The following is a 24,190-nucleotide window of genomic DNA, read 5'->3' as shown; positions in this document are numbered from 1 at the left end:
GTGTGCCAATGTATCAACGACTGTACTCTGTATTACAACTGCGTGGCATTACATCGGAGTTCTACGAAATTCCCAGCGTCGTGAACACATCAAAAATCAAAGAGTCCATTCAAATCCTCGCCGAAGACCTCAAAACCAGAAACGTTGATGTCAAACTCAACGCCAGTTGTGGCTTGAGACACCGATTACTTTCTGTTTACGAGGTATTCCGTACTTATCACTGGCCAATTTTTGTTGTTGAGCCTTTTAGTGACAAGCTTTGCTGGCTATACCCGGATGGTCGTGAAGACGCTCAGGTTGAAGACCACATTAAGATTGAAGATTACCTGACCATATTTGGCGCGCGCAGTGAGTTCACTGAGCAGGAACTGCCAGAACAACTGGATCAAAAACTTTACCAACTTGGCGAACGCTGGGCGGGAAATGCTCTTGAATTAGGTCCGGGTCTAGCGACATTAAATTACCTGGCAACCACGTGTCGTAAAGAGCAGAAACTGGATGTCGCTCTGACTGAGAAACAGCAAAGCTACAAAGAACTGGATATGTTGATTTCGGATCTGGTTGAAACCGAGCTCGCGACCTATGAAAAAGGAATTCTGACGTTTGCCAACGAAGACGCAAGACGCTTCTCGAATGGTGAATGGCTTGAAAACTTAGTGCATAGCACCGTAAAACAGATTCAGGACGAACTCCCAACCATTCAGGACCGTTCTCTGAATGTTCAGGTTTATCGCCAGTTGGGTGAAAAAGAAGTACGTAATGAACTGGACGTAGCGACCGTCGTCAATAACAAACTGCATATCATTGAATGTAAAACCAAGGGTATGAGAGACGATGGCGACGATACGTTATACAAACTGGAATCGTTACGTGACCTCCTAGGAGGGCTTCAGGCACGCGCTATGCTTGTTAGTTTCCGTCCTCTTCGTCACAACGACATCACTCGCGCAGAGGATCTAGGTCTGGCACTGATCGGTCCCGAAGAACTGAAAGATCTGAAAGCCAACTTAACCGCCTGGTTTAAAGACGCTGGCGGTCACGAAGAGCTCGATTAATTTTGAGTGAGATTTAAGCATGAAAAAGGGCATCATCTGATGCCCTTTTCTTTGTTTAAATTTTATATCAAAGCCTTACAGCATTTTACGTGCAGCTTCGACCACCACTTTAATAGAGCGAGCTTCTGTTTCTTTTAGCGTGGCATGATCAGGAATTTCTTTTTGTGTACGGTTAATGATAACCCCAGCGACACATCCTGCTTTCAGCCCCGAACTTGCGCACATAGTCAGAAGCGTGGCTGATTCCATTTCAAAGTTCAGCACACCCATGTCTTGCCACTCTTTCATTGAGCCCTGGAAGCGTCTTACAACACGACCTGAAAACGTATCGTAACGTTCCTGACCTGGATAGAAGGTATCACTTGATGCAGTAATACCAGTGTGAACCGTAGCGCCTTCTTCCAGAACCGCGTCTTTCATTGCAGTTGCAATATCAAAGTCGGCAACAGCTGGGAATTCCATAGGAGCAAAGTGTAGGCTCGCACCGTCCAGACGAACAGAACCGGTAGTCACAATCATGTCGCCCACATTTACGTGAGGTTGAATAGCACCAGTAGTACCTACTCGCAAGAATGTTGTTACACCAAGTTGAGCTAGCTCTTCCACCGCGATTGAGGTAGATGGACCACCGATACCAGTGGAACAAACGACAACCGGCTTACCATCCAGCTCAGCTTTGTAAAGCGTGTATTCTCGGTGGCTTGCCAAAAACTCTGGGTTATCCATTTCTTCAGCAATCTTCTGTACACGTGCCGGGTCTCCGGGAATGATTGCTAAAGTAGCACCAGCAAGATCTTCTTGGGTAACACCTAAGTGAAAAACAGCTTGAGACATAAAGGACTCCTTGGTTGTCGATTTGTTCTCTTTCACCCCAGTAAATTATATAAGGCTTTTACACCTTCATTTATATTTTCACTTTTTTCAGAAAAAAGGATAACAAGCCGAGGTCAGTTGAGCTCAGCTTGCAGAAAAAAGTGTTGGGGTATTTGATTGATTAATGGGTACCCGTTTACTCTATCGAACAAACCCCAAACAATTAGTGATCAGATTCACGATATCGTTTAAGTATTAACATTGATTTTCAAAGGAAATCGATTTGCATCACACAAAAGTGCAACTTTGTGGCTAATTTACCATCAACGCTTCAGAAGTATTGCCCTTCACTTCAGCAAAAAAAGAAAAGCCTTGCTACTTAGCAAGGCTTAAAAATTCGAAAAGCTAATGTCAGTCCTTAGATGTAAACCTTAGCAGGCGAAGCGCATTTAATGTCACCAGCGCAGTAGCTCCGCTATCCGCAAGAACCGCCACCCAAAGCCCGGTAATACCAAACAGGCTTGTAAACAGAAAGACGCCTTTTAACCCCAATGCTAACGCAACGTTTTGCTGGATATTTCTCAGCGTTGCTTTGGAAAGCTCTATCATTGCAGGCAACTCTTCTAACCGGCTGTGGGTTAGAGCAGCATCTGCAGTCTCAAGTGCGACGTCTGTTCCGCCGCCCATTGCAATCCCTACCGACGCGGCTTTCATCGCTGGAGCATCATTGATGCCATCTCCCACCATTGCCACATGCTTATGCTGGGCAAGTTCATTGACGTAACTTACCTTATCTGCGGGTAACAAGCTGGCTTTGAAATCCATGACGACTTTGCTCGCCATTTCTTTCGCTGCAAGTGGGTTGTCTCCTGTAAGCATAACGGAATCAATTCCGAGCTTTTTAAGCTTTTCTATTGCTGGAGCGGCATCGTCTCTCAGCGTATCCTGCCAGGCAATCAGGCCTTCCAATGCACCGGAAACAGACACTAGCACCACCGTTTTACCGCGCGATTCCAGCGATTCGATTTCAGTCTTCAGGTCAGACGAGACCTGACCCTGAAACTTAGAAGGTGAAATCAAGATAACGGGCTTGCCGTCTACCTCACCAGAAATACCACTTCCAATCTGCGCCTGTTTGTTTTTCGCCTCAGGCAACACCAAACCGGAGGATTCTGCCTTCTGAACCAGAGACTTTGCCAGTGGATGAGACGAGCCTACTTCTATAGCAGCAGCCAATGTCAGCAATGTATTTGCATCCATATCATTGACTGGTTTAACGTCTGTGACCTGGGGCTTACCCAACGTCAGAGTACCGGTTTTATCAAATGCTACGGCTTCAATTTTTCCTAGTTGCTCTAATGCAGCACCGCCTTTGATCAACGCACCACGCTTTGCCGCAGTCGCTAACCCAGAAGTGATCGCCGCGGGTGTGGATATTACCAAGGCACACGGACAGGCAATCAATAAAAGTGCCAGACCACGATATACCCAGGTCTCCCAAGGTTGTTCAAAAAATAATGGCGGGGTAATGATCACCAGCAGAGATACCACCATCATTAATGGCGTGTACCAGCGACTGAACTTGTCTAAGAATCGCTCCAAAGGAGCTTTGCGAGATTCCGCCTCTTCAATCAGGTGAAGAATTCGATCGATGGCATTCTCACCTTGCTCAGAAGTAATGGACAGTCGAACGACTTTATCGACCACTACCGATCCAGCCATAACTTGATCACCAATATCTCGTCCGACAGGAACCGATTCCCCAGTGAGTGCACTTTCATCAAAACTTGCATTGGTATCAACAAGCTTACCGTCTGCCGGCAATCTGTCCCCTGGGGCGACTTCAATTATGTCACCAACACTGAGTTCAGACGCCGCCACTTCAACCCGAAGACCGTTTTCAATGCGAATGGTATTTTCAGGCACCAACGCCATTAAAGACTGAACGCCACTTCGAGCCCTTGACGCCGCGTACGCTTCCAGTCTCTCCCCTAATAGAAACAGTAAAAGCACCATTGCGGCTTCAATGGTTTCACCCAGATAAAGCGCGCCAAGCGCTGCCACACTCATCAGGGTTTCAATAGCAAACGGAGTGCCGCTTTTCGCCAGCTGAATGGCTTTTTTGGCGACAGGATACAAGCCTGCAATGCACACAAAGGTGAACATCCAGGCACCAACTTGAGGAGACACTTGATTGATAATGGCGGAAATTGCCATCGCAGCGGAAAGCGAAATGATGTTCAGATTCGCTTTTAAAAATGTCAGTGCTCGGTTTTCAGAGGTCTCGGATTCTACCTGTTTTTTGGTTGTTCAAACTGAAATCCGGCTTTGCGCACCGCTTGTTCGATGAGAGGTAAGGTGGCTGCCTCTTGGTATTGCACAACGAGTTTTTCGGTGGCAAACAGCACCTTGGTATGGGAAACATCCTTGATTGCAGATACGGCATTTTCAACTTTTCGCGCGCAGGACGGACAGTCCATACCCAGAATTTTCCAACTGCCAGACAGCGTATCACCGCCTGGCGACCGCTCACCCTCGTCTTCGATCGAGGTCGTTTCGCCTCCACCAGAGCAGGAGTCACCGTTACAGCAATGACCCGATTCTGTGTTGCTTTCGAGAGGTGCTATGGGTGTGCAGCTACTAATAGAAAGGGTTGGTCCAGTGTGTTTGCTTTTGCAACTTTCGTGTTTGATGCACATAGTCTTTATCCTTATATGTATTGGAATGAAAGCCGGGAACTTGAGTTTTTTTATGCCGATTCAAGTCCTGTGCATTTCACTCTCATATGAATCACAGATAATATTTGATTTTGACTATACACCTTGGAGTCGAGTCTAAGGTCAAGCAAATTTTAGAGAAAACCCTTTTTTGTGAAAATTACCTCAAACGACTGAATACAATTTGTTGATCAAGCTGAAGCTGATACGATTCGTATTCCAGACCTGCGTCAAAAATGTATTCAGTCACTAAGCGCCTTGCGCATTCAACCAGTTCTTTCCCAACCCATGGTTTTTCAAAGTAACTTTCAATACGAGCCTGATTGATGGCCGAAATCGTATCCTGATGTGTCGCCTGCCCTGTCAGAAGCACTTTTTTGGTATGTGTAAAACGACGATCCTGAGAAATTTCGGTTAAGAGCTCAACGCCTGACTGTCCCGGCATAACATGGTCCGAAATAACCAGTGCGATATGCTCACCTTGTGCATCCAAATCTTCGATAAGTTCCAGAGCTTCTTCTGCCGATTCGCAATCCTCAATAGTCAGCCATTCTTCTAAAGGCGCAAGATCTTGCAGCACCGCACTCAATACTTCCCGCTGGTCATCCACACACACGATGTTAATTTTTTCCATAACCAACCTCCTTTGGGTTTGTCGATTTAGGTAACTTGATCCGAAAGACCGTTTTTTCGTCGTCGCTCTTCACGACAACACTTCCCTGATAGCGGCTAACCATTCGTTTCACGATGGATAACCCCAACCCAAGACCGAACGAAAGCCCACCCTTCTTGGTAGTAAAATTGGGTTGAAATATTTGCCTGCGAACGCTTTCTTTTATTTCTGGACCATTATTGGCAATCGTCACTTTGATGTGGTTGTCGCTCTCTCGGGTTAGAATCTCAATACCGGGATTAGGCGTAGACGACAGAGCATCGCAGGCATTTTTGATGATGTTTGCCCATACCTGAACCAAGTCACTTTCACTGCCCTTTATCTTACTGGTACTTGCGGGGCTGAATCTTACATCGACTCGTCGGATATCGCTTTGCAACAAAGCTAGTGACTTATGAAGGGTGTCGTTAACGTCTACCCATTCTTCGACTTCGGTATCAGAGCGTCCTAACTGCTTCACCGATTTAACGATGCTAACGGAGTGCCTTGCCGCCACTCGCATGTCGTGCAAGTCTCGTCCTACGCTCCAGTATTTCACTGCGTCTTCAGGCGATTTAAGCCAGTCGTTTGATAATTCTGAGGGCGAAACGGCTCTCGCTAATGCTTTCGCCAGGTGCTTTTCAATTCCAAACTCACTGCTGATTTGCTTTGCTCGAGCACGAACTTCCTGAGAGCTGGCAGTCTGTCCTTTCAGAAGGCCAGCATCAACAAACTGACTGGCTCCGGGGTGTAATTCTTCAAGCAACGCTAGAATGACTTCCTGCATACGTTCAGTTTTGCTACTGAGTACCCCAACTGCATTGTTCAGTTCATGCGCAATGCCTGCCGCTAGCTGCCCAAGAGTAGTCATCTGTTCTGCGGTGTGGAGCTGAGTCAGCACTTTTTCTTTCTCAATTGCTTCTTGCATGGCGCGCTTCTGACGCCGTGAAAGCTCGTTGAGAATTACAGGGGTAAACTGTTGAGTCAGTGAGCCCAACCGTTCTTCGTCCACGGGAGGTGTTTCGTTATCTATCCAGGCAAGTACGCTTGGTGACTTGCTTACAACACTGGAAGACGCCACAAAATCTCCAGAAAAGAAACTGTGAACACCAATAAATGCCCCCTCGGACGCACTGAATACTTTGGCTACCGATGAAGAGTTTTCTGTTTTTACAAACCCTTCTAATTCGCCCGAAACCACATAAAATAAACGTCGGTTTTCTTCACCTTCCGTCAGGAGTGCTTCTTCAGTATCCAGTTCCAAGTGGCACATCGGGTTGGAAAAATAATGCTCAATCACCTTGGCTACACTGGTATTCATACCGCTACCCTATAAAACCAGACAGGTTAAGAACCCAAACCAACACAAAGCTTAGAACTACCCCAACCAAACCGAGAATAACCCCGACTTTTGCCATCTGGTTCGTGGCCACGTTTCCGGTGGCGTGGGCAAGCGCATTAGGAGGAGTACTAATAGGAAGCGACATCCCTAAAGAAGCCGCGAATGTCACAACCAGAATCAGCGTAACTTCTCCACCCAGAGGTGCCAGCGTTGCCATAGACGTCCCCAACGCAGCCATGATCGGCATAAGTAAGTTGGCTGTAGCGGTATGGGACATGAAATTGGCCATCAGCAGGCACAAGAAGGCGGCACCAAGCAACACAATATAAGGAGAGAATGAATCGAAAGGTATGCTGTGCACCACCAGACTTGCCAACCCGGTTTTATCCAGCGCCAAGCCAAGGGCAATACCCCCCGATACTAACCACAATACGTCCCAGGAAATCTTTTTGAGATCTTCCTTGTTTATGATTCCGGTTAACGAAAATACCGCCACCGGAATTAACGCCACGGTATAAGAATTCATTCCGTGGGCAGAGCCCATCAGCCAAAGCAAAATGGTGAGTGCGAAGACAATGTAAACAGTGATGGCTTTGGGTGTTTTAAGGAACTTGCCTTTGATTTTGAGATTGATGTGCTGTTCGTTAGCGGGATAAAGCCTTCCGATCAGAACCCAGGCAAGCGCCATCATAACAATCACAAAAGGCACACCAAAGGTCATCCATTCGCCAAAAGAAATCATGTTCTCACCCGAAAGGTATTTTAGTGCGATGGCGTTTGGTGGCGTTCCAATAGGAGTGCCGATTCCACCTATGTTGGCGGCAACCGGTATAGATAATGCGAAAGCAATTCTTCCCGGATCGTTCAAACCAAACACGGCAATCACTGGCGCGAGTATCGAGAGCATCATTGCTGTAGTCGCAGTATTGGACATAAACATGGAGAAAACGCCGGTAATCAGCATTAAACCCAGCATCACATTTTTTGGATTTGACCCAAACGGTTTAAGAAGCACTCTGGCCAGGTTGACATCAAGCCGGTATTTGGTGGCGGCCATCGCCAGAAAAAAACCGCCCAGAAACAACATGATGATGGGGCTGGCAAAGGTTGCCATGATGTCACTGTATTTTAGAAGCTCACCGAAATGCGGCTGCCCGGCATCAAGCCGGAAGAAGATCAGACCCTTATCTGACAGCAGAAGTAACTCCAACACAATAATCACTACAGATGTGGCATAGATGGGAATCGGCTCCAATACCCAGCACAAAGCGGCGAGCAAAAAGATAGCAACCACCCGCTGTTGCAGTATGGTCATTCCCTCAAAAGGAAAAGCCGAGAGTGGCATGATGAGTACGATCAAAGGGACAATGATGGGGATGAGAAACTTGCTATATTGGCGCATATGACAACCGTGCTTCCTTATACTGCGAACGCACACATTATGTGCGATATAAGGAAGACGGTTTATGGCGTCAGATCAATGAATATGCAAACAGACTAAGACTCTGAGAGTGGACGATCCCCCTGAGCTCGTGCCCTGGCCATTTCACACACGTGCTTTTGGGCTGTGACTTCTTCCATCATTACCGGATCACAGTTGCAAAACGGTGCCATATTCACGGTTGTCGTCGCGGGATCGATCTCATCTGGCACGATCTCGGGTTCAGACTGCTCGGTTTCCATCATGGAATGCACATGGCGCTGCAGAACACCGATACCAATAATACCGAATACTACTGCCCCCACCGCCTGTCCGTACAGCACACCTAATGCACCAAACCATTCTGCTCCCAGATAGACAAATGGCAGAGTACCGATAGTGGCTTTACCTAAATTCAATGCGGTTGAATAGACTGGCTTGCCCAGATTATTGAATGAAGTGTTCGCGACAAAAAGTGCGCCATTAAACACAAAGCTTAAGGATACAAAGGTACAGAATGCCGCAACCATGATTTGCGCATCGCCCGTCAAACTGAACCCGGAAATGATGTATCCCTGAACGAGATACAACAACACAGAAACCGCCAGACAGTAAATAGTGACAAAGATAAGCGAGTTTTTGAGCGTATCTTTTACCCGATCAATTCTCTCGGCACCGTAGTTCTGACCGATGATAGGACCAACCGCACCGGAAAGCGCAAAGATCACGGCAAACGCAACGGGAATAACCCGCCCAATTACAGCAAAACCCGCAACGAAATCTTCGCCAAATTGCGCAATATTTGCCGTGACAATAGCGTTACCAATTGGGGTTGCGGTGTTGGTAATTACCGCCGGGAAGGCGATGGTCAGAATGGTACGTAAATCTTCCAGCACTTCTCTTGGTACCGGTACTTTTACCAGCTTGTGGACTTTGAGAAGCGGCATAAATGAAACGTATAGAACAGTGAATCTAGCTACCACAGACGCCGCGGCCGCGCCTTCAACATTCCAGCCAAAACCAAAAATGAAAATCGGGTCCAGAATGGCATTCACAATACCACCAGACAACGTCGCCCACATACTACGCTTGGCATCTCCCGATGCTCTCAATCCAGCACCACTTGCCATGGCTAATGCCAGAAACGGGCTGCTGGGCAGTATGATTTCCAGGTAGGCTCTTGCGCGTTCCAGTGCCATCCCTTTCGCACCTACCGCACTCAAAAGTTCATCAAGGTATGCATACATAAACAGGGTTACACACAAAGTGATAACGAATGAGATGACCAAGGTGTTACTGGCAAGACGAATCGCTTTGTCGTGCTGTTTGGCTCCCAGGGCTTTTGAGACCAGCGCACCCATTGCGATGGAGGAGCCAATAGATACCGAAGTGGAAAAGAACAGTAGTGTTCCGGCAAATCCAACGGCCGCCGCCAGTTCGACTTGCCCCAACATACTGATGAATAACATGTCCAATAAGTCGACCGCAAACAGCGCCAGCAAGCCGACTGAGCCTGCGCCTGACATTGTCAGGATGTGCTTCATAGTCGAACCAGTGACAAATTTGGCTTCTTCTGTTGCCATATGAGAACCTTTGTTTTTATTTTTTGTTTATAGACAGTAACAAAAAAGGCGCTATGTGCGCCTTAATAAATTCATCAGAAACCAAATTGTCACAAACTCGCGAATGCTTAAACCGGGTGCTGAAAACAGTCCTTAAGGTTAATCCCAATCGCCCTGAGCACTTCAGTCCGGGTCACAATCCCCAATAATTTCCCGTCTGAGTTCACGACTGGATACACTTTCGGCTTACCCACTTTCATCATGTCTGCCAGCTCAATAACGGACATTTCAGGAGAAACGGTTAACACATCTGTGCTCATGCAGTCGGCGACAATGTGCGTGTCTTGGCAGTAGTAGCTGACTTTGACCAGTTTATCGAGCAAATCCTGCTCCGATAAAAATCCTATCACCTGCTTTCGTTCGTCTAAAACCGGACCACCCATGTGCTTAGAGCTCATAACCTTATCCAGCGCAGCAGTCAGAGACATATCTTTAGTGAAGGTAACTGCATGGTGCACCATGTAATCTTTTACTTTTAATGATTCCATCTTTGCTCCTTAAATTGCCCTTTTGGCGCAGCCAACCAAACGAACAATGTTGCTCTTAGTTTTAATCCGATTCGTATACCCCAGACTTCATTAAGCAGAAATCAACGCATATTTGTGTGGGTATAAAGTAAGTGTTGCCTAATTTCTTGTTTTTACTAAATCGAATTGAACAATTTTATTAATAGGTGAGCCCTATCTCACTATTAATACCTTCTGCAACCCAGAGCTGAACCCTCTTATTAAACATTTACTTAAAAAAAACCGAGTTAACTTATTAAATTCTATTACACTTTTTAGGAGGGCTTTTATAGGCGATAAACGATTGGAGAGAACTTGAGCTTTATTCCAATTTTTCACTTAAAACTCACGAATAGAACTGAATCGCCGAAATAATGATTTAAAGGACAATTATAAAGCTAAAAACATGGAAGCCGCCAAATGGATAGCAATATGCACGCAGATGCGCCAACTCTATGTTTTCACAAAATAAATAGAAAAACGACATCCGATGTATCACTATTGACTCTTACATCAAAAAAGAACTTCAATTGTTACTTTTCGGTTAGTTTTAGTCGTATAACAGGCTAGGATATTGAAAAATATATGTAACTAGGGTCAACGCACAATAACCTGAAGTTATGTAAGGAAATATCTCACGGACATGGGGTCTATGCGAAAAGAATTCGTCTCAATTGCCAGCAAGGTCGCGACTCAGGTCAGGCAACCACTTTTATGGTTGACACTGATGGCGTTGTTGCTGCTTTCTGTTGCCAGCTATTACCTTTCTCTTAGCGAGATGAAGAAAAATGCGTCTTCCCGAATTCACTCCGTCGAGCGTTCTACGGCGTCTGCCATCTATAATTTCGATTTCGAACAGCTCTCCGCCATTACCGCTACTTTTGACAATGACAGCCTTTTCGAGCATTTCTCTATTTGGTCAGAAGGCGAAATGCTGGCGCAAACCCGAGAGCTGGATGTTTCGCGAAAGGATCTGATTTGGAACGAATGGGAGCACCGTTTCCCCCTCACCTACATCAATAATTACGGCGAAGAGATGGTGGTGGGTCATATAGAAGCCTATGTAAACCCAGAGTACCTGCTCAGTTTTTTCGCACTCTCTATATCGATTTTTCTCGCCTCTATTTTGTTTATTGCACTGTGCATACTGATCATCGTAAGGCGTTCATTTCACAAAACCGTGGCACACCGCTTAACGCACCTCTCCTCTCAGTTCAATTTGCAGCGTGAACATAACGAATACGAACATCTGACCAAAATTGAGGATTACCCGCAAAAAGAACGAGATGAAATTTCTGATCTGGTTGACGCTTACAACCTGTCATCTTTGCACGCAGCAAGGTACATCGAGGCCATCAACAAGAACAATGAACTGCTTGCGACATTGGCGCAAAAAGACCCGCTAACGGGAAATCTCAATCGACAAGCTTTCTTAGAAAACATGAGCCAGACACTTGAACAGCCAGACGTGCACGGAACGCTAGTCAGGGTCAATATTCTCGATTTCTCGTCAATCAATCTGAAATACGGTCAGCACCATGGCGACGATATTTTAAAGAAAACCAGCCAGGCCTTGGTTCAATGCAATCCATCCAATGCTTCCGTGTGCCGCTTAGGTGGTGATGATTTTTTTCTCTTTTTGCCAGCATCAGAACCGTCAGACAGCGAGACCATTTATCGCAATATCAAAGAGAGCATGAGTGCGCACGATCTCAATATCAACCTAGGCATCGCCCGTCACCCAACCAACGCCTCGGAAGCTGAACTTCTTATTCACTGTGCAGAAATAGCCCTGCTGGAAGCCACAGAGCTCAAACTGGATTACTGTGATTACCATGAGCAATATGAGAGTGCGTTAAAACATAAGATCTATCTGGATTCCTTTATCGAAGAGCTGATTGCCACTCACAAATTCCATATGCACTATCAGCCACAAATGCACCTGGCGACGTTTGATATTTTCGGAGTGGAATCCCTGCTGCGACTCGATGAAAACGACCAGTCTTCGCCGTGGGAAGTCATCACTCGGGCTGAGAAAACCGGCACCATGCATGATTTAACGCTGGCTATCATAGAGAAGGTATTCAAAGACTGGCAGCATCACATCCATTCTTGCCCGAATAGCTTTACGCTCTCTATTAACATATCGCCTTTGTCTCTCAGCAAAGAGCGTTTTTGCCAGCAGGTTTTAAACTTAGCTACGCGCTATAACTTCCCGCTAAATAAGCTGGTGTTGGAGCTGACCGAGCTTGCTAAGGTGCAGCAACAAAAGGAAGTGAACGACAACCTACTGCAATTGAGAGCAAGTGGCGTTCGTTTCTCACTGGATGATTTCGGAACCGGATTTTCTTCGCTGGAATACCTGCTTAGCTACGGCTTTGATGAAATAAAAATCGACCGTAAGTTCGTGATGGATTTGGATTCACGGGAAGAATCGGTACAGATAATCAAAGTGATCAACTTCCTTTGTCAGACATTAGGAATGCAGGCAATAGCCGAAGGCATTGAAACACCAGAAGAAGAGCTGACATTGAAACGTCTTGGCGTGACTATTGGACAGGGATTCCGCTACTCTCGTGGGCTGCCTATTAACCAGTTAATGGACTACATTTCTCAGCGCAAACACGCTGAGTTAAAGCGAACGTTGAACTAAGTTTGCACCTTTACTATCAGGCAAAAATATTTATTATCGCTGGGTATAAAGTCCGCACTGTTTTTGCCGATAAATTACGAGTGCCAGGGATATGATTTAGCCTTTGCATCATGTTGCGCTTGTCTTCAGCGAACATTGACTATACTGTCATTACAACGCTAAATAAGCCCAGCTTTAGACTCAAGAATTTCGTTGTGACACTGCACCTTGAGGTTCCTTGGGTATATACTAAAATAAATATCAATTAACTGCCTGACAGTACTAACTTGAAATGTGGTATCTATGAGTAACAACCTTAACAGTACGGTTTTAACCGAAAGCGGTACAAATGAGCTGGAAATTATAGAATTTCATCTGCAGAAACTACTCCCGGACGGTACAACTAAAACCTGCTATTACGGTATTAACGTTGCGAAAGTACGTGAAGTAATTCAGGTTCCTGAAACGACAGATTACCCAAATGCACAGCCACATATGGTGGGTGTATTTTCCTCTCGCGAAAAGCTGACTCCCCTTGTTGATTTAGCAGGCTGGTTGGGTGTTCCTACCAAACAAGACATCGACAGAAAGTTCGTTATCGTTACCGATTTCAACCGCATGACTAATGGCTTCCTGATAGACAGCATCAGCCGTATCCATCGTATTTCCTGGGAAGATGTAGAATCGCCTAGCCAGTTCTTGGAAGCAGGTGAAAACGACTGTGTGGTTGCGGTAGTTCGCCAAGATGGCAACCTGATCATGATCCTGGATTTCGAGAAAATCATTGCTGATATCAACCCAGAGCTCAGCATGGAGAAATACGACGTTACCATCGATAAGAGCGTTGACCTTAACCAACGTATGGTTACAAAACGTCAGGCAAGAACCGTAATGGTTGTGGACGACTCAGCCTTTATTCGTAGCCTGATTGAGAACACGCTACGCTCTGCAGGTTACAACATCATCACCTGTAAAGATGGCGGTGAAGCTCTAGAGAAACTCACCGAATTTGAAGGTCTGTCGAAATCAGAAAACCTACCTATCTCTGAGTTTGTTGATGCTGTGGTAACAGACGTAGAAATGCCTAGAATGGATGGCATGCACTTGCTGAAGCGTTTACGTGACAGTGAAACCTTCGCGCAGATGCCAATTGTTATGTTCTCGTCTCTGATGAGTGACGATAACCGCCAGAAAGCACTGGACTTGGGTGCCAATGACACCATCACTAAACCGGAAATCGGTCGTATGATTACAATGATGGACCAGTACATTTTCGTGTAGTGAAATTCTAGGTATTAGAAAGGTCGCTCTATAGCGACCTTTTTTGATCACATGATAAGTAACGTTTCATCCCGAGTTTGGCTTAAATAAACAAAACCCCGAAACGAGTTCGGGGTTTTATTGAGTTAGCGGTATTGTCTGACCTTCTAAGTCGTGTCACTACACGCGGAAACGACCCACTAAGTTGTCCAGACGCTCACACTGAATCGCCAGATTTTGCGAAGACTCATTGGCTTCTTCAACAACATGAACCATTTGCTGGCTGTTGTCTGCAATGCGCTGAATGTTGCTGTTCACATCTTCACTTACTGTGGTCTGCTCAAACGCAGCGGTCGCAATCTGAGAATTCATTTCATTAATGATGCCTATCGAACGACTGATTTCATTCAGAGAGTCAGACGCCGTATTTGCCTGCTCAATGGTGCGTTCACCACCTTGCTGGCTGGACTCCATTGCGGTCACCGCTTCTTTCGCACCAGCCTGAAGCTTCTCAATCATGATCTGAATTTCACCGGTGCTGTCCTGAGTCTTACTTGCCAAGGCACGCACTTCATCTGCCACCACCGCAAAGCCACGACCTTGTTCCCCTGCTCGTGCCGCTTCAATCGCCGCATTAAGAGCGAGTAAGTTGGTTTGCTCTGCGATACCACGAATAACATCCAGAATCGAAGCAATGTTTGAGACGTCAGAATCCAGTGTATGAATGACGGAACCTGCATGTTCAAGCTCATTCGCCAGCCCCTGAATTGAGGTGACTGTCGCGCGAAGCACGTTCGCGGCTTGTTGAACTTCATCGTTGCCAGATTCACTGGCAGATGCCGCTTCCTGAGCATTCTGACTGACACTCTCACTGGTGGCTCGCATTTCATTGATAGCAGCCGCTACCATTTCACTTTCTTGCTGCTGAGATGTAACGCCAGAGACCACATTTTCGGTCAGCTGATTAAACTGATTCATCTCGTTGCGAACCTGATGAGTAGCATCCACAACTTCACCAATGGTCTTTTGCAGTGAAGACACAAAGGTATTGAAGTTTCGTCCCAGTTCGCCCACTTCATCAGTGGATTCAATATCGACACGTTTGGTTAAATCGCCCTGACCAGATGCGATTTCTGCCATGTTTTCGTTCAGGCGACGAATCGGACCAATAATCCAGCCGGACAGTAACCAAGTCAGGGTAGCACCCAGTAATACTGCAAGACCACTACCCAGCTCCAGAGCCAGCTCAGAGGTACGTGCCGCATCACTCGCCTGTGTACGCAAGTCTCCCTGTACTTTCTCAATATCTGAGCGTACAGATTTCAGTGCTTTACGCATGACGGAAAAGTCATTCATCATCGCGTTTTGGTTCTGGTCAAACAGAGCTTTTGCGCGGTCTGGGTCTGCAAACATGGTTTCGTATTTGCCAATCCAGCTTTCTGTGGCTCTTATAAGCTTATCAACGGTTGGTTTGGAACTTGCTGGCAGTACATCGGCTTCAAGTAGCTCGTAAAGGCTCTTTAAACGAGGGAGCGCTTTGTAAGCGTTGTCTTCAAATTCAAACTTCTGCTTTTTGATTTCTTCCTGATCACCGTTTGCCAGCATCAGCCCTTGCGCGGCCGAAATTACCTGATACAAATCGCGATACGCATCCTCAATTTTCTCAAGAACAGGTTGAATCGTATGGTTGAGCTTTTGGTTCGCTTGGTTTTGGGCACCAAAAAGAACGACGTTATAAATAGTGATTGAAGAGAACAAAACGATCATCACTCCAACCGGAAGTGCCATTTTCATTCTCAGAGAGAGGTTAGATAACCAATTCATACTTTACCTACAATAGAGCAATTACTCTAAAACATTGATATTACATACCCGCACAGGCATCGCTGTGAGCGGAGATAACAAAATTTTAATTCATAGAACTGAGTGTTTTCGTTATCTGAATCAAAGCAACATGCGGGCTAAAAATTCCCTTGAGTTACTTTTGACTCGTATAGCCTTTCCCCTAAATTTTCACCGCCAGCAAGCAGCTAATCGTTTGCGCAGCATTAAAATAAGGCTATATATAACAGTAGCTTATAATAGGCTTCGCTTCTTTCCGTATGGGTGCACTAAATACCATTTATTTCTGAATTAAACAATATTTTTTATGAGGAGAATTGCCGTTAACTGAAAAATATTCGTGCACGAAGACCCGGCTGATTATCTTTGAAAATCAACTTAGCCTGATGCTGTTTCACCACAGCTTCAACTAACGCTAACCCAATTCCGTTACCCGTCTCACTCCGGCTTTTGTCTGCCCTGAACAGCGGTTGACACACTTTGTTTTTATCGGTGTCTGAAATGCCGATGCCGTTGTCACTGACCACGACACCGCACTGATCTGTCACCACTTCGATACAGCCTGATTCGGGTGTGTACTTCACCGCATTTTCAACCAGGTTAAACAATGCCCGGAACATCAGTGAGCGGTCACCTTGTATTTGGCAAGGTTCGTCTTCTCTTAAGGTCAGAGTTTGGTTTTTTTGCTCTGCCAATGGCATTAAAAAATCCACCACATCTCGAGTAACCTGCCCCAGATTGACTACCTCTTTTTTTATTGCCACCTGCCCGCTATTTAGCCGTGCAATTTCAAGCATGCTATTGAAAAGAGAAAGGATAAGATCCAGTTCATCCTGACACGACATAAGCTCTTGGGCGTGACTTTCATCCAAATTTTCTGAAAGGGTTAGCTCCTCAAGTCTCAATTTTAAGCGAGCCATCGGCGTTCGCATATCGTGTGCCATACCAATTGAGAGAGATTTGAGAGTCTCTTCATTCTTTTCCATCTGCTCAATCATAAAATTGAGATGTATTGCCAAAATATCGAATTCATCATCATTGGCTGATACAGGCAATTTCACCTTTTTTTCACCACACAGGAAGCGATTCATGGCGTGATTGACCCGATGGAGCTTACGCAATACGACAATGGCAAACCCTGCCACGCCGATAAACATGAAGGTGACAGGAATAAGAACACCGGACAGGATCATGGGTACAACTTTGGAGCGGTAGGATTTCAGCAACTCAGGTTTGATTCCGATTTCCAGAGTTCGTCCATCAAAAAGAATAAGCTGATTATCTCCGACGCTATTGCGCATTACCGGATAGGACTGGGGAATGGATACTCGAATGATGTTATAGGTGAAGGGGCTGTCGGATTCTCGCTTTCGGGTAACGAGTCGCTCTATCTCGTTGCCGCCACGTAGATTAGCATCGCCAAACTCCTGGAGTTCATCCTGAAGTTGCTGGTTAAGCTGATCACGGTGAAAGCGTTCTGAATGAAGAAAAACCTGATGGACAAACAGGGAGTACAAAATCCCTATCGCCAACACCAACAACAAAAGTATTTTGAATACAGAAGAACGGGTAAGGTCGTGATTAACAGCGAAGGACATAACCGGCCCCACGAACCGTATGCAGCAGGTTAGTTCCCCCTACCTCATCGAGCTTTTTCCTTAAGTTGGCAATGTGAACATCAATCACATTGGTGCGGGGATCAAAATGATAGTTCCATATCGCCTCAAACAAGCGCATTCTGGAGATCACCTGCTCTTCGTGCTCAAGGAAGTACTGCAAAAGCTGAAACTCTTTGGGCTGTAAGTGGAGTTCGGTCCCTTCGTAGCTGACCTTGTGTGCTTTCAAATCCAGTTTTAAGCCTGCGTACTCCAGACTACTGACAATCTGAGTTGTTGGTTTATGGCGGCGGACTATGATGTCTGTTCTTGCGATTAACTCGGCAAGGGCAAAAGGCTTGGTGAGGTAATCGTCACTCCCCGCCTGTAAGCCACTTACCCGATCTTCCACGCTATCCATGGCGCTTAGAATCAGCACAGGAACCTGTACTTCAGCGGCTCTTAACGCGGCAAGTACTTTCATTCCATCCAGACCCGGTAACATTCTGTCTAAAATGATCATCTGATAGTCGCAGCTTACTGCCATCATCAAACCATCCTGACCGTCAGCGGCTTCATCAACGATGTAGCCATGCTCTTTCAGCCCTTTAGAAACAAATTCTCTTGTGGTGGCATCGTCCTCTATCACCAGAATTTTCATACAGTTACCCTTCAAATACTCAACAAAGCGAATACTATCAAAGGGGTAACGATAAAACTTTGTAGAAGAACAAAAATGCGGGGTGAATTAGATATGTGAAAAGGTGAAGTTAGTAATACATTAAGGTTTAGTATATTTCCCATCCAAAAACATAATTTAACCGTTTGAATTTATTAAAATAAAAAAATCAAGAAAGGTTAGCCAACTGCGATGAAGATTGGATTAATTATTGTTAATGTGAATTGTCGTGAAGTGTGGATTGGGTGTTTTAGCCGTCATGGTTCGGATTTGATCCATCGGAACAAAAGATTCATCTTTGTCCAGATGACTTAAAACCAGATACTCAATGCGGTCGGCACCTATTTTTGTGCTTGTAGCAACGCCTTCTTCTGTTTCTCCATTTAACATTTCTAAAGTCACTTTGAATTTGAACACACAAGCCAGTTCAATAAAGTCGTACTTGTCACAGCTGATCATAAGTTCTTCCATTTAACAACGTCCTATTAATCATGGCATAGATTCAACCGCTAGGGAGAAAATAAATCGGGCTTAAGCGCACAAAAAAGCCGCCTTTTCAGGCGGCTATCGTATGGGTATAAAAGGCAATTTACCTTTCCCAGTATGCTTCTTCTAAGCTGTCTTCACGCTCTGGTAAACCTCGTGAAAGACGAGGTGAATGCTGAACCAGTACTTCGTAACTGGCGCGATTGGAATATTTGCACACTTGTGAGAACGATGAATACGTCAGATAAGGGTACTGGTGCTTGCTTGAATTGGGCACGTTCTCCTTGTGGTAACGATTTGCTGCCATATCATGAAGCAACGCAGACAACGCCGCGTCTCCGGCACCATTGGTGTTCTTAATTTTCTCTGGACCACCCATGTAAGGAGCGATGTGAGAATAAACTTTGACTGGGTTATCAGTATTCGCTTTGCGTACCGGGCGGCTGAATTCGTAACGGTTAAACTCCGCAATTGCACCAGGAAGAAGTGGCAATGAGGTTTCACGCTTTGCAGTATCTTCAGCAAACCCTGCCATGTAAAGCCCAACGGGACCTGCAGTACACAGAACCAGATCCACCCATTCCAGAGTCTTGTCCGAAGCTAAAAGCGGGTCACTTTCCCCCGTCAGTGCTTCAGCTTCATCTTCATTCATGGCAACAACGCTGACGTGCTCAGCCAAAAATTCCTGCCAGAAAGTAGGATCATCCTGAATCACATATTTAGTGCCCAGGGTTAGAACGACTGGCACATCGTATTTCTTCGCATACTGGATAGCCTGCATTGTCGCTTCCGGCATTGGATCACCCGGTTTACAACGAACCAGATAAGCGGTAAGAACTAGCGCAGAAGCTTTCTGGAAAATGTTCTCGGGTATGCTTTCCGGTTTCAGTTGGTTCATGTGACCTTCACTGATTGCGAAAGTACGTTCGCCATCTTCACTAATAAGTGCAAAACAGCGACCGATAGCGCCGTCTACACCCTGCAGGTAGTTTAGGTCCATTCGGCTTGAAGTATTGCAAAGATAGCGGTAGCCGTAGCTGCCAATTTTGATGTCCTGACTCATCACTCCAAGCAGGATTGATTTATCGTCAGCTAAAACCGAATAGTTGTGCAGAGTGTTACCGATAGTGCCACCAGCAAATTCATTGGTGACCAGCCCCTGATCTTTCAGTTCGTTATAGAGGTTTTCAGCCGTTTCATCATCGATAACCAGTGAGTGTCCCTTACTCAGTGCAAATTTCTCAATGAATTCATCGCTCACTTTCGCTTCAATATCCACCAGAGTCTGGTCGATACCAACGATGTGAGTACGAGCCATTTTCTTGCTTTCCTGTGCTTGAGTAACGAGTGGATCACGCGCGTGCACAGGGAAATAATGTTTGGATTTTCTTTGACCGGGAAACTTCATAGTAAATAAAACTTTTTAAGGGACAAGTCGGGAGCGCGATTGTAGCTCGCCTGTATATACGCGGCAATAAGCCCCAAAAAGGCAAACGTTTGCTTGTGGATATATAGCATAAACCCCTGTTTGTACTTCGTTTACATCGTTTGATTTAGTGGCTTTGACGGTTACAGACGCACAATTTGCGCATCAGGATTTAAAGAATTGTAGTTCATGTTGAGCAAAATTTTTGAGATTAGGAAAGACATAATCCAGCCCAGTTCCAGTGACGCCCATCCACTTAGCCAGAGTTGCTCCTACCTGATCGTTCGATAAAGTTGGTATGATACGTCCAACCCCAAGATCATCTGCACCTTTTAGGGAGATGTCTGGATACACACCAATAGCATTCTCTGTTTGTACACTGCCACCCACTATCAGTTGATGACTTCCCCACCCGTGATCAGAACCTTTTCCATTTGCCGCAATTCTTCGACCGAAATCAGACATAGTAAATGTCGTCACCTTCGAATCGAGTCCCAGTTTTTCTAACTCAGCATAAAACTGCGCAATACCCTGACTCAATTCTTTGAGCAATGCTGGATGCCTTTCTAGCTGGTCATCATGAGTATCGAAACCGTTCAGACGAACAAATATTGTCTGCCTTGAGTGGCTAAAATTGGGGGCGAGCCTTATCAACTTCAGAGCTGAGTTAAGTTGGGGACCCAATGTTCCTATACTGAGCAGCGATTCTGAATCGGCAATTGGGGCAAGCTGCTCAGATAGATACTCGCTTTTTTCCAGAGCCTGCCCTTTTACATCTGAAAGGTACTGATGAAAAGGGCTTTCTGGTGACTTGTCATTCATGGCAATAAAGCTTTGTCGGGTACGCCTGTTTTTATCTAGCATTCTCAGCTTGGTAATCTTGCCGATCTTGATGACGTTCTGCTGAACTTGCTGTGCCCGAAGCCAGTACGTTTCTCTGCCCAAGCTGAAAGAAGGTTCTATCTTCCCGCCCAATTCAAGAACATCCAGCATACGACCTGCCCAGCCATAGGCATTACTTAGCCCGACAGCACCTTTCATCCATTCCCCCGCCTGTGAATTATGAGAAAACAGCTGCGGGGGCAGTGACTGACCATTGTTGATGCTTTGCTTGCTCAGAGGCTCTCGTAGAATCCCAGAGTTAAGTACCACGTTACCTTTGCCCTTCTGGAAAAGCTTTTGAAGTTCAGGCATGGCTGGGTGTAACCCTAAACTGACGGCTTCTCCTTCTCGATCTTTCACCTTTAAATCAATCGGCAAAATTTCATTGCGTTCTAAAGCAAGATCGGAACGCGCCTTCTGGTATTGTAGATAGTGTTTCTCGTCGGTTGGGATAACAGTGTTAAAACCATCGTTTCCGCCAGCAAGGTAGATGCAAACCAATGCTTTAAAGTCTTTGTTGTCGTCTCCATGCGCCCCCATTACCAAAGGAGAATTCAATAGCGCAGGGAAAGATAAAACGGATGCAGAGCGTAAAAACTGGCGGCGGTTAAGCTTCATTTCAAACCTCCCTGAACAAAATATTCATCACTGGTGAGAGTCAGATAAAGCAATTCCTGAAGCAGACGCTTTTGCTTACGTGTGCCTTTCACATTCCCGTACTTGGCAGAATGAATGACCAGAATATTTTTCATTTCCTTAGACATGGTTCCGCCAAGTAACACGAAATCGAGCGCTGAAGCCAGTGACTTCGGCTGGCTGGTCAGATCCAGCCAGCCTTGCATGTTTGCGGTAGGTGCATTTTTGTTGGATTGCACAAGGTAAGACAACATGATGTTGACCATCTCGGTGTAACTGTTCCAGTTCATCAGAGCCAATTCCGGCGCGACAAGGTTATGTTGTGCCAAATCCCCTGTTGGCTGATAATCGGGAGAATAGAAATTGAATACCGAAGGCGAACGAAGCGGTCCCTGTTGCGTCACACGGTATACCCGTCGAACATCCACTTCCTGTTTGTTCTGGGGTGGAAATGCCCGGTATAACTGAGTCATGGCAAGTAAAGGCTCTTTAACTTTGATGGACTGTTCGCTATAGGCTTCCGGGTCCATAAGAATGGCTTTAAACACCGCAGACAAATCTCCTCGAATGCCCATGCCATTGTTAACAAATACGTTGGCTACGCGCTCAATGTACTGTGGTGAAGGGTTTGAAGACGTCAGTCTTTGAATCAATAAACGGGATATGTGGGGCGGCAGATTTGGGTGATGAAAGAGAATGTCCAGTGCCTGTTCGAGATCTTGTTTTGGGGTTTGCCAGGCTTTAAACGCATACCCCATAAACCGCTTAGTCTCGTAATCATGATGATTGCCATTGTTTTTCATTGGCTTAACTAGCGATTTTTCACTGCGGGTCCAGCCTGTCAGAATTCTCGCCAGCTCTTCAACATCATTCTGGCTATAAGCTGGGATCGGCTCTCCGGCATTTCTTTTCACGCTGCCATCAGGGTTAAGCTGATATAAACCGAGCGTAAAAAGCTGCATCACTTCTCTGGCGTAGTTTTCATCCGGAAAGCGCCCTTTTTCAGGGTTGGCTTTTTTGCTTCCCATCATGGAAAGATATTTACCCATTGCGGGGTGTAATGTCACCTCTTGCAGTAAATCCCGGAAATTGCCGAAAGCGTGTTTTACCAAGACATCGTAATAGCTTGCGAGTGAATCTGGATAACGCCCTAATCCCCCAAACCGAGAGACAACAAAAATCTGACTGAGAGCGAATGCGCTACGTTGACGCAATTGATCAGGCGATTCGGTGACAACCTGCCACCATACGTACTCACGCCTCGCCTGTTTTTCAAAAGCTGTCGAGTTAGAAAACCGTGGGTAATGATAGGTGGGAGTCTGACTGATCTGCAGATCAATCCATTCTGACTGTCCCAGTTTTTTCAGTTCATTGAAATCACTCTGAGTTGGACCAAATGTTGCTGAAAGCAAAACCTGAAAATGGGTTTTGTCGTCATCACTGGCTTGTGCCGAATGGATGAATGCACTCGCCAAAACAACAAGTAGCAGGGGCAGATTTCGTATTGTCCTCATACTTCGCCTCGGTCATTTCCCTTGAATTAGTTATAGGACAAATAACCGAAGAGCCGAGTACTTTTACTAAGATTTACATGTAAAAAAACCAGCAAGCGCGAACCTACTGGTTTTTGAAAGGGTTGATTTACTGTGATTAACGTTCTTTAGTGTATGGCTTAGCAATCGCTTTAGGTGCGATAGCCTTGCCAATAAAGCCAGCAAGAAGAACCACGGTAAGTACGTATGGCAGAGCAGAGAACACCTGAGTTGGAAGAACACCAACTAACGGTACTTCGACACCTTGCATACGTGTTTCAAGGGCAGACAGGAATCCAAACAGCAGACAGGCAAAGAATGCCGCTTTCGGATGCCATTTACCGAAGATAACGGCTGCCAGCGCGATATAGCCCTGACCAGCGGTCATCTCTTTACCAAACCCTGCATTCTGGGCAGTAGAAAGGTACGCACCAGCAAGTCCACATAGCACACCGGTTACCATAACTGCACGAAAACGCAGAGAGTACACAGAGATACCTGCTGTATCTACCGCGTTAGGCTCTTCACCTACCGCACGGACACGAAGCCCAAATCGAGTTCTGAATAACACCCACCAAGTCGCAAACACAGCAACAAACGCAAGGTAAACCAGAATGTTGTGACCAGAAATCAGCTCTGAGTAAATAGGTCCAAGAACAGGGATGTTTTCACCTAACCACTCTGCACCAGGCAGGTCGATGGGTAAGAAACGCTGCTCATTTAACAAAGTCGGCGTCTGACCACCGCGTGAGAACCACGCATGCCCAAGCGTAATCGTCATACCGGAGGCAAAGAAGTTAATCGCCAGCCCTGAAATGATCTGGTCCCCTTTCTGAACGATTGAAGCGTAGCCATGCACCAAAGACAGCAAAACGGATGCAGCAATACCTGCTAGCAAGCCTAACCAAGGAGAACCAACGGCATAGGCGGTTGCCGCTGCAACAAAGGCAGAAAACAGCATTTTGCCTTCAAGACCGATGTCGGCAATACCAGAACGTTCCGAGAATATCCCTGCCATCGCAGCAAAAATAAGCGGAATAGCCAAACGAATGGTTGAATCGAAAGTGGACAATAGCCAGTTAAATATTTCCAT

Annotated in this window: 17 protein-coding genes and 1 pseudogene; 3 read left to right on the top strand and 15 right to left on the bottom strand. The window is 45.9% G+C overall.

Annotated elements, in window-relative coordinates; genetic code table 11:
* Nucleotides 1-1,055: Card1-like endonuclease domain-containing protein (locus RH89_RS04015; RefSeq protein ID WP_038144890.1), on the top strand; the 1,055-nt coding region annotated here is incomplete at its 5' end.
* Nucleotides 1,056-1,130: 75 nt separating this feature from the next.
* Here the strand turns inward: RH89_RS04015 and udp are convergent.
* The 7 genes and pseudogenes from udp to RH89_RS03975 form a co-directional block, all read right to left on the bottom strand.
* Complete coding sequence (gene udp, locus RH89_RS04010) at nt 1,131-1,889, bottom strand: uridine phosphorylase (protein WP_004399241.1); 759 nt, start codon at nt 1,887-1,889, stop codon at nt 1,131-1,133.
* A gap of 390 nt (nt 1,890-2,279) precedes the next feature.
* Nucleotides 2,280-4,567 (bottom strand): annotated as a pseudogene (locus RH89_RS04005) (zinc/cadmium/mercury/lead-transporting ATPase).
* A gap of 178 nt (nt 4,568-4,745) precedes the next feature.
* On the bottom strand, nt 4,746-5,219 hold the full coding sequence (locus RH89_RS03995; protein WP_004399238.1) for a response regulator: 474 nt from the start codon (nt 5,217-5,219) through the stop codon (nt 4,746-4,748).
* Complete coding sequence (locus RH89_RS03990; RefSeq protein ID WP_004399237.1) at nt 5,206-6,558, bottom strand: ATP-binding protein; 1,353 nt, start codon at nt 6,556-6,558, stop codon at nt 5,206-5,208. The genes RH89_RS03995 and RH89_RS03990 overlap by 14 nt, the downstream gene beginning before the upstream one ends.
* Before the next feature lie 4 nt (nt 6,559-6,562).
* A complete protein-coding gene (locus RH89_RS03985; RefSeq protein ID WP_004399236.1) occupies nt 6,563-7,981 on the bottom strand; it encodes an SLC13 family permease in 1,419 nt (472 codons plus the stop codon).
* Between the two features lie 95 nt (nt 7,982-8,076).
* Nucleotides 8,077-9,582, bottom strand: coding sequence for an MATE family efflux transporter (locus tag RH89_RS03980; RefSeq protein ID WP_004399235.1), 1,506 nt, complete (start codon nt 9,580-9,582; stop codon nt 8,077-8,079).
* A 107-nt stretch (nt 9,583-9,689) separates the two neighbouring features.
* Nucleotides 9,690-10,109, bottom strand: coding sequence for a CBS domain-containing protein (locus tag RH89_RS03975; RefSeq protein ID WP_004399234.1), 420 nt, complete (start codon nt 10,107-10,109; stop codon nt 9,690-9,692).
* Nucleotides 10,110-10,779: 670 nt separating this feature from the next.
* On the opposite strand from RH89_RS03975, the gene RH89_RS03970 reads away from it, so the two are divergent.
* Together RH89_RS03970 and RH89_RS03965 are read left to right on the top strand one after the other, a co-directional pair.
* Nucleotides 10,780-12,780, top strand: coding sequence for a GGDEF domain-containing phosphodiesterase (locus RH89_RS03970; protein WP_038122887.1), 2,001 nt, complete (start codon nt 10,780-10,782; stop codon nt 12,778-12,780).
* A 282-nt stretch (nt 12,781-13,062) separates the two neighbouring features.
* On the top strand, nt 13,063-14,040 hold the full coding sequence (locus tag RH89_RS03965) for a chemotaxis protein CheV (RefSeq protein WP_004399232.1): 978 nt from the start codon (nt 13,063-13,065) through the stop codon (nt 14,038-14,040).
* A 159-nt stretch (nt 14,041-14,199) separates the two neighbouring features.
* Here the strand turns inward: RH89_RS03965 and RH89_RS03960 are convergent, their stop codons facing one another.
* The 8 genes from RH89_RS03960 to RH89_RS03925 form a co-directional block, all read right to left on the bottom strand.
* The gene (locus RH89_RS03960) at nt 14,200-15,843 is read right to left on the bottom strand and encodes a methyl-accepting chemotaxis protein (RefSeq protein ID WP_004399231.1); all 1,644 of its coding nucleotides are present in this window, start codon (nt 15,841-15,843) and stop codon (nt 14,200-14,202) included.
* Between the two features lie 341 nt (nt 15,844-16,184).
* Nucleotides 16,185-17,459: a sensor histidine kinase gene (locus RH89_RS03955; RefSeq protein WP_004399230.1), complete on the bottom strand. Its 1,275-nt coding sequence runs from the start codon at nt 17,457-17,459 to the stop codon at nt 16,185-16,187.
* Nucleotides 17,443-18,117, bottom strand: coding sequence for a response regulator transcription factor (locus RH89_RS03950; RefSeq protein WP_004399224.1), 675 nt, complete (start codon nt 18,115-18,117; stop codon nt 17,443-17,445). Before RH89_RS03950 ends, RH89_RS03955 begins: the two co-directional genes overlap by 17 nt.
* A 222-nt stretch (nt 18,118-18,339) precedes the next feature.
* On the bottom strand, nt 18,340-18,606 hold the full coding sequence (locus RH89_RS03945; RefSeq protein ID WP_004399222.1) for a Rho-binding antiterminator: 267 nt from the start codon (nt 18,604-18,606) through the stop codon (nt 18,340-18,342).
* Nucleotides 18,607-18,724: 118 nt separating this feature from the next.
* Nucleotides 18,725-20,029, bottom strand: a complete 1,305-nt coding sequence (locus RH89_RS03940; protein ID WP_004399221.1) for an inosine/guanosine kinase — start codon at nt 20,027-20,029, stop codon at nt 18,725-18,727.
* Nucleotides 20,030-20,212: 183 nt separating this feature from the next.
* On the bottom strand, nt 20,213-21,547 hold the full coding sequence (locus RH89_RS03935) for a DUF1501 domain-containing protein (RefSeq protein WP_004399220.1): 1,335 nt from the start codon (nt 21,545-21,547) through the stop codon (nt 20,213-20,215).
* Nucleotides 21,544-23,079: a DUF1800 domain-containing protein gene (locus RH89_RS03930; RefSeq protein WP_004399219.1), complete on the bottom strand. Its 1,536-nt coding sequence runs from the start codon at nt 23,077-23,079 to the stop codon at nt 21,544-21,546. Before RH89_RS03930 ends, RH89_RS03935 begins: the two co-directional genes overlap by 4 nt.
* Before the next feature lie 136 nt (nt 23,080-23,215).
* Nucleotides 23,216-24,190: an ABC transporter permease gene (locus RH89_RS03925; RefSeq protein WP_004399218.1), complete on the bottom strand. Its 975-nt coding sequence runs from the start codon at nt 24,188-24,190 to the stop codon at nt 23,216-23,218.

Origin of the sequence: Vibrio nigripulchritudo ATCC 27043, assembly GCF_000222685.1 — a bacterium.
Taxonomy (GTDB): domain Bacteria; phylum Pseudomonadota; class Gammaproteobacteria; order Enterobacterales; family Vibrionaceae; genus Vibrio; species Vibrio nigripulchritudo.
The sequence above is the reverse complement of the archived record's forward strand: the minus strand, read 5'-3'. Positions and strand labels throughout refer to the sequence as shown.